Origin of the sequence: Halochromatium sp. (genome assembly GCF_046541315.1) — a bacterium.
GTDB lineage: Bacteria > Pseudomonadota > Gammaproteobacteria > Chromatiales > Chromatiaceae > Lamprobacter.
The window spans coordinates 1-9,931 of sequence record NZ_JBKHDN010000098.1; the positions used below are offsets into that span (position 1 = coordinate 1).

Here is a 9,931-nt window from a genome sequence, read left to right on the forward strand (position 1 = left end):
GCGTCTCGGCCGCGCGCACGGGCTGGTTGCCAAGCCTGTAGGCGGCCGCCAGGGAGCCGAGGTAGTGCTTCTTCAGAGGCGCTGGGAGCGAGCCTTGATTGACGCGGTCGAGGCTGCTGATCGCCTCGGCCGCGCGCCCGCGACTCAGCGCCACATCGGCTTGCAGCAGCAGCGCCAGCGGGCGTTGCGAGGCGGTCAGGGCCGATCGATCGAGGGCCAGCAGGACCCGGTGCGCGCGGCGCGCCTCGCCCGCCTGCAGCAAGGCCTCGGCGGCCTCGATCTCGAGCTGTTGACGCAGGGGCGCGGCGGCGTTGGCGGCGAGCGCCAGATAGGCCTCGGCCGCCGCGCTGGGTTGGCCGTCGCGCTCCAGCCGGCGTGCTTCGGCGAGGGCATTGGGCGGCAAGCGCTCGAGCAGGCCCGCGGCGTCTTGGACCGGATCGATGGCGCAGCCGGCGATGAGGCTGGTGGCGACGATCATGATCAGCGCGGCGAGGCGCACGAGTGGGCCGCTGCGCGCGCATGGAGCGCAGCGTTCAACGCCTGCGTGGAGGCTCGAACGGCCTTGACGCGGCCAGGGAAGGGCTGTTTGTCGGCGCGGCCGAGCGGAACGCTGAGCAGGCATCATGCCCTCCTGTGAACGCAACCGAAGGTCTTCACCAGGCGCGCCCGGCAAGCATCGAGCGCAGATTATTATCCAGGCGCAGGCTGAAATCCGCCGTTGCCAACACCACGGCGTCGCGGGTGCGCACCACCCGCGCGCTGACATAGACGCGATTCTCGCCGCGCGCATAGGTCCCGACCAGGACCGAGTTAGCGGCATAGTCGTCCCGCAGGCGCCGGACATTGCGTGACAGCATCAGCTCGCCGAGCCGCTCCTCGATGAACAGGCTGTCGCGCATCTTTACTTCCCGCATGTGAATGCCGGCCTGCGCCAGGGCCGAGGCGAAGAGTTCCGCGCTGATGCGGCCGAAGGTCGAGGAGGCGCGCAGGTCATTGATGTCGACGAAGGTCGTTGCGATCATTGGCCCGTGCTGCGGCAGCGAGGGATTGACGTCCAACAGCCGCTTGGCGGCGGCACTGATCTCGGCGGAGAGGTTGGGCGCCTCGTGGTTCAGGGTATAGCTTGTATAAGGCGCGCTCGCGGCCGGGAGGCAGCCGGTCAACAGTGCGCCGAGCAGGAGCGCGGCGAGGCCAAGCCAGCAGCGGCGAGCGACGGCGATGAAGTGCATGGTTTGGCTCATCGCAACCCCCTACCAGTGGTTATCCAAGGCCACCCGGGGCACGGGCGGCGGCTTCGGGACGCGGTGCGGCGCATAGTGTCGGCGATCGCCCTGGTTGATGTAATAGATGTTGGAGGAGGAATAGAGCACCCGTTCGCTGTCGGTGATCTCGGTGGTGATGATGATCTCCTCGTCACCGACGTAGTTCCAACTGCCACTGGTGACATCCGCGGCCACGACCGGCGGTATCAAGGCCAGTCCCGCCTTGCTCGAGGGCGCCACCAGCACGGAGACGCCGGAGGCGAAGGCGGCCAGGGTCAGCATCCCCGGATAGGGACGAACGAAGCCGCGGTCGGAGTGATGCACCACCTCGACGTCGAAATCGACGGTCACCGCGCCCGCCGGTCGTTTCTTGACGATGGCGCCGCCGGAGACCAGCTCGCTGGTGAGCAGGGCGCGATAACCGCGCGCGAATTCGCCGCTGGTGCGATCGGTGCGTTCGGGTAGATACAGCGGGGTCGAGCGCAGATGGTGCTGTTGCAGGATACCCTTGGCTTCATACTCCGCGAGCACTTGCCAATGATGCGCCGCCTGCATGCGCTGCTGCTCGCTGTAGGGATAGGTCTTGGCCATCGGCACCTGGGCGGCATTGGTGTAGAAGCAGCCGCTCAACACAAGACCGCTCGCGATGACAGGGGCAAGAAGGGCGAATCGTGATAAAGACACCAGCATCTCCTGTTGCTCGGGTCGCGTGCCCAGGCTCCCCGCCTGGTCTCCCAGGCCCCTAGGAGGGGAGCGTGTTGTAACGAAACCGACCGGTAGGGGGGTGATTTGGCGGGAATACTATACGTGGTGGCGACACCGATCGGCAATCGAGAGGATTTTAACGCGCGCGCCCAGCAGGTGCTGGCCGCGGCCGATGTGATCGCCTGCGAGGATACTCGACACAGCCGCCCCCTGCTCGCCGCCTTCGGGATCGCGGGCGAGCTGCTGTCCTATCACGAGCACAACGAGGATCAGATGGCCCCGCGCCTGCTCAAGCGGCTGCAGGCCGGCGAGACGGTGGCGCTGATCAGTGACGCGGGCACGCCGCTGATCAGCGATCCTGGATTCTTGCTGGTGCGCGCCGCGCGCGAGCAGGGGCTGCGGGTCGCGCCGATCCCGGGCCCCTGCGCTGCGATCTGTGCCCTGTCGGCGGCGGGCTTGCCGAGCGATCGGTTCCTGTTCGTCGGCTTCCCGCCGCGCACCAGCGCTCAGCGCTTGGCCTGGTGCCAAGGCTTCGCCAAGGAACCAGGCACCCTGATTTGTTACGAGAGCGCGCGCCGCGCCGCGGCGACCCTCCATGATCTCGCCGAGGGCCTGGGCGCGCAGCGGCGCGCCGTGGTCGCGCGCGAGCTGACCAAGCGCTTCGAGACCTTTCTCGTCGATCGCCTCGCCACGCTCGCCGAGCAGGTGGCCGCGAACCCCGAGCAGCAGCTCGGCGAGTTGGTGATCATGATCGAGGGCGATCCGCGCGGCGACGAGGAGCGCGAGCGCGCCGAACAGCTGCGCGTGCTCGAACTCTTGGCGGCCGAGCTGCCGTTGAAGCAGGCGGCGGCGCTGACTGCGGCCATCACCGGCGGCGCGCGCAACCGATTGTATAAAGCGGCCTTGGCGGCGCGAGATCAGTCGGATGAATCCGCTCGGCCCCATGGTCAGGTTGGCCGCGAGACGCTAGACTAGGCACGGGAGTCGGCCGGACAGTCGCGGCCTGGCGCGAGCGGCTTCGACGCGCGCGTTGGGCGGAGGAAAGTCCGGGCTCCATCGGGCAGGGTGCCAGGTAACGCCTGGGGGGCGAAAGCCTACGGACAGTGCCGCAGAAAACAAACCGCCAACCCCGCGCGAGCGGGCGGTAAGGGTGAAAAGGTGCGGTAAGAGCGCACCGCGTCGGTGGCAACACGCGACGGCAAGGTAAACCCCACCCGGAGCAAGACCAAATAGGGGAGCCAGCGGCCTCGGCCGCGACATGCGGCCCGCATGCGCTCCCGGGTAGGTCGCTTGAGGCGCGGGGTGACCCGCGTCCCAGATGAATGACTGTCCACGACAGAACCCGGCTTACAGGCCGGCTCCCGATCCCCACCGCCGGCGATCGTGTCAGCGGAAATTTTTCCTTTCCCGAGCGCAAACGCTCAGGTATCATGGCGTGTTACGTTTGGCCGCTGTCCTAGCGCCAGTATGCATCCGGTTTTTCTTCCGATAGCGAGTATTTGGATCAATAGCGATGGTCAAGATTAGACTCACCCGCGGCGGCGCCAAGAAGCGTCCGTTCTACCAGATCGTCGTCACCGACATCCGCAAGCCGCGCGATGGCGGCTGCATCGAGCGCCTGGGCTTCTTCAATCCCTGCGCCACCGGTGGCGAGAGTCGCCTGCGCGTCGATCGCGCGCGCGCCCAGCATTGGCTCGAACGGGGCGCGCAACCGTCCGAGCGCGTGACCAAGCTGCTCAAGGAAGCGGCCAAGGACGCCGACGCCGCGGTTGCCGCCTAACAGCGAGTCCGCGCGCATCCTCGTCGTTGCCAACGGCTTGCTCGCGGCGGGCCCATGAACGCAGGCGCTGATGCCTCGGGCGGCGCGGCACCCAAGACCGTCGTCCTCGGTCGTCTTCTCGGTGCCCATGGGGTGCGCGGCTGGCTGAAGGTCTTTTCGGAGACCAGCCCGATCGAGAACATCTTCGGCTACACGCCCTGGCTAATCGATGGTGAGGCGCATCGCGTCGTGGCCTGGCGCCGGCAGGGCAAGGGCTTGGTGGCGCAACTGCAGGGTTATGACGATCGCGATCAGGCGCGCGCCCTGAGCGGGAAGACGATCGCGATCCGACGCGATCAGCTACCGCCGCCCTCGGCGGACGAATTCTACTGGATCGATCTGCAGGGGCTGCGGGTCGAGACCAGCGCCGGCGTCGCGCTCGGCCAGGTCAGCCACCTGATCGAGACCGGCGCCAACGATGTCTTGGTGGTGCGCGGGGAACGCGAGCGCCTGCTGCCTTTCGTGTGGGAACAGTATGTGCTGGAGGTCGATTTCGAGGCTGGTCGGCTGCTGGTCGACTGGGACCCGGCGTTCTAGCGTTCGCACCTCGGTTCATCAGCGGAAACCAGGGCGAACGCCTGGGCGACAATCATGCGCTTCGATGTCATCACCCTGTTTCCGGCGCAGTTCGCCGCGCTGACCGAAGAGGGCGTGGTGGCGCGGGCCTTGCAGCGGCGGATCGCCGCGATCCACCTGCGCAACCCGCGCGATGACACCACCGATGTGCATCGCAGCGTCGATGATCGGCCCTATGGCGGCGGTCCTGGCATGGTGATGCGTTACGCGCCCTTGCGCGCCGCGATCGAGGCCGCCCGGGCTGACGCCGCCGCCGCCGGGGTGTGCAGTCGCGTCGCCTACCTGTCGCCGCAGGGTGAGCGCATCGATCAGGCGCGGATCGAGCGCATCAGCGCCGCGCCCGGCTGGGTGCTAGTCGCCGGGCGCTATGAAGGGGTCGACGAGCGCCTGATCGAGGACTGCGTCGACGAGGAATGGTCCATCGGCGACTATGTGCTCAGCGGTGGCGAACTCGCGGCCATGGTGGTGATGGACGCGGTGATCCGGCTGCTACCGGGCGCGCTCGGCCATGCCGACTCGGCGCGCCAGGATTCCTATGCCAACGGGTTATTGGACTGCCCCCATTACACCCGGCCGGAAGCGATCGGCGAGCAGCGCGTGCCGCAGGTGCTGCTGAGCGGCGATCATCGGGCGATCGAGCGCTGGCGCTTGCAGCAAGCGCTGGGGCGAACCTGGCAGCGGCGTCCAGAGTTGCTGCAAGCGCGAGGCATGAGTGAGGTCGAGCAGCGCCTGCTCGACGACTATCTTCGGGAGGCGTCACGGTCGCGGCCGAGCGTCGGATCGGAACAACAGTGAGCAATGACATGAGCAATATCATCCAGCAAATCGAACAAGAGCAGATGCGCCCATCGGTGCCCGCATTCGCCCCGGGCGACACCCTGGTGGTGCAGGTGCGGGTCAAGGAGGGCGATCGCGAGCGCCTGCAGGCGTTCGAGGGCATCTGCATCGCCAAGCGCAACCGCGGCCTCAACTCCGCCTTCACGGTGCGCAAGATCTCTCATGGCGAGGGCGTGGAGCGTGTGTTCCAGACCCACAGCCCGGCGATCGCCGAGATTCAGGTCAAGCGGCGGGGCGACGTGCGACGCGCGAAGCTTTACTACCTGCGTGGACTCACCGGCAAGGCCGCGCGCATCAAAGAGAAGGTCTGAGCCGGAGACCGCTGTTGGGCGCCGCTTGGCAGCCAGGCGCGGGTCGCCATTCCCGACCACTCCGTCTCGGCCAGCAAGCGCGGATGGAGCGGCCGGGCCGGTGGGTCCGACTCGTCCGATCGCTCCGGTTGGGCTGAGCCATGGCGGCGAGCTTCTACTGGTACGACTACGAGACCTGGGGCAACGACCCCTCGCGTGATCGGCCCTGTCAGTTCGCCGGCGTGCGCACCGATACCGACCTCAACGAGATCGGCGCGCCGTTCGTCTGCTACGCGCGCCCGGCGACCGACCTCTTGCCCCAACCCGAGGCCTGCCTGGTCACTGGCATCACGCCCGAACAAGCGCTCGCGCGCGGCCTGCCAGAGGCCGAGTTCGCGCGCGCGATCCAGCGCGAGCTTGCAGTGCCCGAAACCTGTTCGGTCGGCTACAACAGTCACAGGTTCGATGAGCGGGTCAACAATTGGCTCTTCTATCGCAACCTGATCGACCCCTATGCCCATGCCTGGCAACACGGCAACTCGCGCTGGGACCTGATCGATGTGCTGCGGCTCGCGCATGCGTTGCGGCCCGAGGGCATCCACTGGCCCGAGCGCGAGCCGGGCGTGGCCTCGTTCAAGCTTGAAGACCTGACGGCGGCGAATGCCATCGCCCACGATGGCGCCCACGATGCGCTCGCCGACGTGCGCGCGACCCTGGCGCTGGCGCGGCTGCTCAAGGCCGCTCAGCCGCGCTTGTTCGCCTATGCGCTGAAGCTCCGCGACAAACGGTTTGTCGCCGATCAGCTCGCCACTGGCCAGCCCTTGCTGCACAGCTCGCAGCGCTATGCGGCGGCCCTCGGCTGCATCGCGCCGATCGTCCAGGTTGCGCAGCATCCCAGTCAGAAGAACCAGGCGCTCTGTTTCGATCTGCGCCAAGACCCGACCCAAGTCCTCGAGCTGTCGCCCGATGCGCTGCAACAGTGCCTGTTCGCCCAGCGCAACGAGCGGCCCGCCGGGATCGAGCGGTTGCCGGTGAAAGGCGTCAAGATCAACGCCGCGCCGATGCTGGCGCCGATGAAGACGCTGACCTCGGCGGCCACCGCCGAGCGCTGGCGCATCGATCCGACGCAGGTCGCCGAGCACGCACGCCGCGCCCGCCATCATCACGCCGAGATCGCCGAGCGCCTGCGGAATGCGTATCTCGCCCAGGACGCGGCGACGAAGCCGGTGATCGATGATCCGGACCAGATGCTCTACAGCGGCGGCTTCTTCTCGCCGCAAGATCGGCGCCTGATGGATCAGCTCAGCGCGCTCTCGCCGACCGAGCTGGCCGCAGCACAGCCACGCTTCGAGGACGCGCGTCTGCCGACCCTGCTTTTTCGGATGCGCGCGCGCAGTTGGCCAGAGACGTTGAGCGCGGACGAGCGCGAGGACTGGGATGCCTGGCGCCTCGAACGCCTGACCGATCCCGACGCCGGTGCCGCGCTGACCATCGACGAGTATGAGAACAGGCTCGCACGCCTGCGCGCCGAATACGGCAACGATCCGCGCGCGCTGGCGATCCTCGACCGGCTCGCGCACTGGGGCGAGCGGGTGATGACGGCCGAGGATGTTTGATGCGCCTCTCGATGCGAGAGAGTTGCGAGGGTCGCCAGGATTGTTTATATTAAGCGGTCTATCTTTTTTACTGAGGACTCGCTGGGAGCGACGCCATGACAACCCAAAGCGCAAAGCCGGCTGAAGTCCGGCGGGCTTGGTACCTGATCGATGCTGAAGGCAAGACGCTGGGTCGGCTCGCGAGCGAGTGTGCACGCCGGCTGCGCGGAAAACATAAGCCGACCTACACGCCGCATGTCGATACCGGGGATTACCTGGTGATCGTCAATGCCGACAAGGTGCGGGTCACCGGCAACAAGATGACCGATAAGATGTACTACCGCCACACCGGTTACATCGGCAATCTGCGCTCGGCGAGCCTTGGGCAGATGCTCGACAAGCACCCGGAGCGCGTCATCCAATTCGCGGTCAAGGGCATGCTGCCGCGCAATCCGCTCGGCCGCGCCATGCTCAAAAAGCTCAAGGTCTTCGCCGGCCCCGAGCATCGCCACGCGGCACAGCAACCACAACCGCTCGAGATCTAGTCGACACCACTGCATTCTTCTCGGAAACCTGAACCATGGAAAAACAGTACGCCACAGGGCGTCGTAAAAGCTCCTCGGCGCGCGTGTTCCTGAGCACCGGCTCCGGGCAGATCAACGTCAACGGGCGCTCGCTCGATGAATATTTCGGTCGCGAAACCGCGCGCATGCTGGTGCGCCAGGCGCTTGAGGCCGTCGATCTGGTCGACCGTGTCGATATCAATGCCACCGTGGTCGGCGGCGGATCGAGCGGCCAGGCCGGCGCCATCCGCCACGGCATCGCCCGCGCCTTGGTCGGTCATGACGAGCGCCTGCGCTCGCCGCTCCGCCGCGCCGGCTTCCTGACCCGCGACGCGCGTGAAGTCGAGCGTAAGAAGGTCGGCCTGCACAAGGCGCGCAAGCGGCCGCAGTTCTCAAAGCGTTAATCGATGCGTTAACATCGGTGTTGGCGAGCCTGGTGCGCGACCCAGGCTCGACCGCGTCCGACTCTTTTGGGGGATCGTCTAGCGGCAGGACTACGGACTCTGACTCCGTCAACCTAGGTTCGAATCCTAGTCCCCCAGCCATCTCAAGCCCGCTTATACCCATCCGCCCTGACGCGCGGACACGAACATCCCGTGGAATCTGGGCTTCCGGGTCAGTGTCGTTCGGCAATCAGGTCGAGCGACCATAGCCTGGAGAGCCCGAAGGGCCGTCGCTAGGCGGCTAGGCGGAGAGATCGGTCCGCGTACTCGCCCACGACGCTGAAGCCAATCGGCAAACTCGGCGCGATGGCACCGCCGTCTGGGTACTGATCCATGTCGAAGTGCAAGGCGAGCGCGAAACCGCCTTCGCCGAGCGCATGTTCACCGACCACTATAAAGTCCGTGACCGCTACCAGGTGCCGGTCGCCAGCCTCGCCGTGCTCGCCGATGCTGATCGCCATTTCCGCCCAACGCAGTTCAGCGCCGCGCTCTGGAACTGTCGGGTTGACTTCCAATTCCCCGTGGTCAAACGGCTTGACTACGCCGAGCCCGAATGCTGGGCCGAACTGGAAGCCAGCTGTGACTAAATTTTTTCAGTAGCCTAGACAATCTAGGGTAATGTCAATCTATACACGCCGTCATCGCGGTCGCACCGGGCAAGCCCGATCTCTTACACCGCACGCCCTCGGCGCCGTCACCTTGCATTGGAGCATCGATGATGTCTGTGACCTATGAAGACATTCTTAATCTGTTTCGGGAAACCGACCGCAAATTTCAGGACACCGATCGCCAGCTTCAGGACACCGGCCGCCAGATCAAGGAATTGGCGCAGGAGACCGACCGCCAGCTTCAGGAGACCGACCGCCAGATAAAGGAATTGGCGCAGGAGACCGACCGCCAGCTTCAGGAGACCGACCGCCAGATCAAGGAAATGATGCGGGAAACCGACCGCCAAATTCGTGAAGTCAACAAAGCCTTAGGCCGTCAGGGCAACCGCCTTGGCGAGTTCGTCGAGGAGATGGTGCGCCCCGGGGTCGTGCGCTTGCTGCGCGAACGCGAACTGCCGGTGCATCAGGTTGTGCCCAACATGATCGCTTATGACGATCGCGGGCAGGTCATCGCCGAGGTTGATCTGCTCGCTGTCAACCGCGAGGTCGCGGTGGCGGTGGAGTGCAAATCCCACCTCGGCGTCGATGATGTCAACGAGCATCTCGGGCTGCTTGCGATCTTCAAACAGTGCTTTCCGCCCTTCGGCGGCTACCAACTACTCGGTGCCGTGGCCGGTATGGTAGTGCCAGAGCAGGTCGGCCGTTATGCCTATCGCAACGGCTTGTTCGTGCTCGCCCAATCTGGCGACGCGATGGAGATTCGCAACGATGCCCGCTTCGAGCCCAAGGTGTGGTAAGTCATAACGCCGATGGCGCGCGAACGACCTTTAGCCTCAGCGCCATCGACCAACCACTAACTGCGAGCGCGCTTGGCTAATGAGCAGTCCGAACAACCCGAGCAACCGTCTAAGAACACCCCCGAGGACGGCGAATAACATCCGCTCGGACTCCTGTTCGGCGATCATCGGGAAGCCAAAAATGGACAGTGACTCAACCGCCTCGCGTCAATGGAGCCGACCCGCCCCATGACCACCTACGCCCCCTCGGCATCGCCGGCAAGCGACCACGATAGCCCCTGGAAAGAGGCGCTGGAGCGGTTCTTCCCCGAGTTCCTCGCACTGCTGTTCCCAGCCATCCACGCCGAGATCGACTGGTCGCAAGGCGTGCAGTTTCTGGATAAGGAATTCCAGCAGATCGTGCGCGAGGCCAAGACCACCCGACGCACTGCCGACA

At 65.8% G+C, this 9,931-nt stretch carries 12 protein-coding genes, 1 tRNA gene, 1 other RNA gene and 2 pseudogenes; 13 read left to right on the forward strand and 3 right to left on the reverse strand.

Translation table 11 applies throughout. The annotated features are described in order from the left end of the window. The 3 genes and pseudogenes from ACLFQI_RS08080 to ACLFQI_RS08090 form a co-directional block, all read right to left on the reverse strand. Window positions 1–499 (reverse strand): annotated as a pseudogene (locus tag ACLFQI_RS08080) (penicillin-binding protein activator); the annotation flags it as partial. Window positions 500–653: 154 nt separating this feature from the next. Beyond that, entirely contained in the window at window positions 654–1,229 is a 576-nt protein-coding gene (locus ACLFQI_RS08085; protein WP_410758400.1) for a FlgO family outer membrane protein, read from the reverse strand. 21 nt (window positions 1,230–1,250) lie between these two features. After that, window positions 1,251–1,946: a hypothetical protein gene (locus tag ACLFQI_RS08090; RefSeq protein ID WP_410758401.1), complete on the reverse strand. Its 696-nt coding sequence runs from the start codon at window positions 1,944–1,946 to the stop codon at window positions 1,251–1,253. A gap of 126 nt (window positions 1,947–2,072) precedes the next feature. Between ACLFQI_RS08090 and rsmI the strand changes: the two genes are divergently transcribed. From rsmI to ACLFQI_RS08155, 13 genes and pseudogenes are all read left to right on the forward strand, one after another. Next, the gene (gene rsmI, locus ACLFQI_RS08095; protein WP_410758402.1) at window positions 2,073–2,942 is read left to right on the forward strand and encodes a 16S rRNA (cytidine(1402)-2'-O)-methyltransferase; all 870 of its coding nucleotides are present in this window, start codon (window positions 2,073–2,075) and stop codon (window positions 2,940–2,942) included. 5 nt (window positions 2,943–2,947) lie between these two features. Next, an RNA gene (gene rnpB / locus ACLFQI_RS08100) (RNase P RNA component class A) lies at window positions 2,948–3,333 on the forward strand. A 147-nt stretch (window positions 3,334–3,480) separates the two neighbouring features. Then, window positions 3,481–3,747 (forward strand): 30S ribosomal protein S16, encoded by a 267-nt coding sequence (rpsP, locus tag ACLFQI_RS08105; RefSeq protein WP_410758403.1) that lies wholly within the window; start codon window positions 3,481–3,483, stop codon window positions 3,745–3,747. Window positions 3,748–3,801: 54 nt separating this feature from the next. Further along, window positions 3,802–4,323, forward strand: a complete 522-nt coding sequence (gene rimM, locus ACLFQI_RS08110) for a ribosome maturation factor RimM (RefSeq protein WP_410758404.1) — start codon at window positions 3,802–3,804, stop codon at window positions 4,321–4,323. Window positions 4,324–4,377: 54 nt separating this feature from the next. Continuing rightward, on the forward strand, window positions 4,378–5,157 hold the full coding sequence (gene trmD, locus ACLFQI_RS08115) for a tRNA (guanosine(37)-N1)-methyltransferase TrmD (RefSeq protein WP_410758405.1): 780 nt from the start codon (window positions 4,378–4,380) through the stop codon (window positions 5,155–5,157). Between the two features lie 8 nt (window positions 5,158–5,165). After that, a complete protein-coding gene (rplS, locus tag ACLFQI_RS08120) occupies window positions 5,166–5,510 on the forward strand; it encodes a 50S ribosomal protein L19 (RefSeq protein ID WP_410758406.1) in 345 nt (114 codons plus the stop codon). A gap of 140 nt (window positions 5,511–5,650) precedes the next feature. Further along, the gene (gene sbcB / locus ACLFQI_RS08125) at window positions 5,651–7,105 is read left to right on the forward strand and encodes an exodeoxyribonuclease I (protein ID WP_410758407.1); all 1,455 of its coding nucleotides are present in this window, start codon (window positions 5,651–5,653) and stop codon (window positions 7,103–7,105) included. 95 nt (window positions 7,106–7,200) lie between these two features. After that, window positions 7,201–7,629, forward strand: a complete 429-nt coding sequence (gene rplM / locus ACLFQI_RS08130) for a 50S ribosomal protein L13 (RefSeq protein ID WP_410758408.1) — start codon at window positions 7,201–7,203, stop codon at window positions 7,627–7,629. A 35-nt stretch (window positions 7,630–7,664) separates the two neighbouring features. Then, window positions 7,665–8,051: a 30S ribosomal protein S9 gene (rpsI, locus tag ACLFQI_RS08135; RefSeq protein WP_410758409.1), complete on the forward strand. Its 387-nt coding sequence runs from the start codon at window positions 7,665–7,667 to the stop codon at window positions 8,049–8,051. Between the two features lie 67 nt (window positions 8,052–8,118). Then, a tRNA-Gln gene (locus tag ACLFQI_RS08140) sits at window positions 8,119–8,192 on the forward strand. A gap of 239 nt (window positions 8,193–8,431) precedes the next feature. Then, window positions 8,432–8,677 (forward strand): hypothetical protein, encoded by a 246-nt coding sequence (locus ACLFQI_RS08145; RefSeq protein ID WP_410758410.1) that lies wholly within the window; start codon window positions 8,432–8,434, stop codon window positions 8,675–8,677. A 131-nt stretch (window positions 8,678–8,808) separates the two neighbouring features. Next, window positions 8,809–9,495, forward strand: a complete 687-nt coding sequence (locus ACLFQI_RS08150) for a DUF3782 domain-containing protein (RefSeq protein WP_410758411.1) — start codon at window positions 8,809–8,811, stop codon at window positions 9,493–9,495. Window positions 9,496–9,723: 228 nt separating this feature from the next. Continuing rightward, window positions 9,724–9,931, forward strand: a pseudogene (locus tag ACLFQI_RS08155) (hypothetical protein); the annotation flags it as partial.

What these genes read in the sequence shown, in the direction of transcription:
- rpsP (WP_410758403.1), top strand. Translation starts at nt 3,481, where the DNA reads ATGGTCAAGATTAGACTCACCCGCGGCGGCGCCAAGAAGCGTCCGTTC.
- trmD (WP_410758405.1), top strand. Translation starts at nt 4,378, where the DNA reads ATGCGCTTCGATGTCATCACCCTGTTTCCGGCGCAGTTCGCCGCGCTG.
- sbcB (WP_410758407.1), top strand. Translation starts at nt 5,651, where the DNA reads ATGGCGGCGAGCTTCTACTGGTACGACTACGAGACCTGGGGCAACGAC.
- rimM (WP_410758404.1), top strand. Translation starts at nt 3,802, where the DNA reads ATGAACGCAGGCGCTGATGCCTCGGGCGGCGCGGCACCCAAGACCGTC.
- rplM (WP_410758408.1), top strand. Translation starts at nt 7,201, where the DNA reads ATGACAACCCAAAGCGCAAAGCCGGCTGAAGTCCGGCGGGCTTGGTAC.
- ACLFQI_RS08150 (WP_410758411.1), top strand. Translation starts at nt 8,809, where the DNA reads ATGTCTGTGACCTATGAAGACATTCTTAATCTGTTTCGGGAAACCGAC.
- rpsI (WP_410758409.1), top strand. Translation starts at nt 7,665, where the DNA reads ATGGAAAAACAGTACGCCACAGGGCGTCGTAAAAGCTCCTCGGCGCGC.
- rplS (WP_410758406.1), top strand. Translation starts at nt 5,166, where the DNA reads ATGAGCAATATCATCCAGCAAATCGAACAAGAGCAGATGCGCCCATCG.
- ACLFQI_RS08085 (WP_410758400.1), bottom strand. Translation starts at nt 1,229, where the DNA reads ATGCACTTCATCGCCGTCGCTCGCCGCTGCTGGCTTGGCCTCGCCGCG.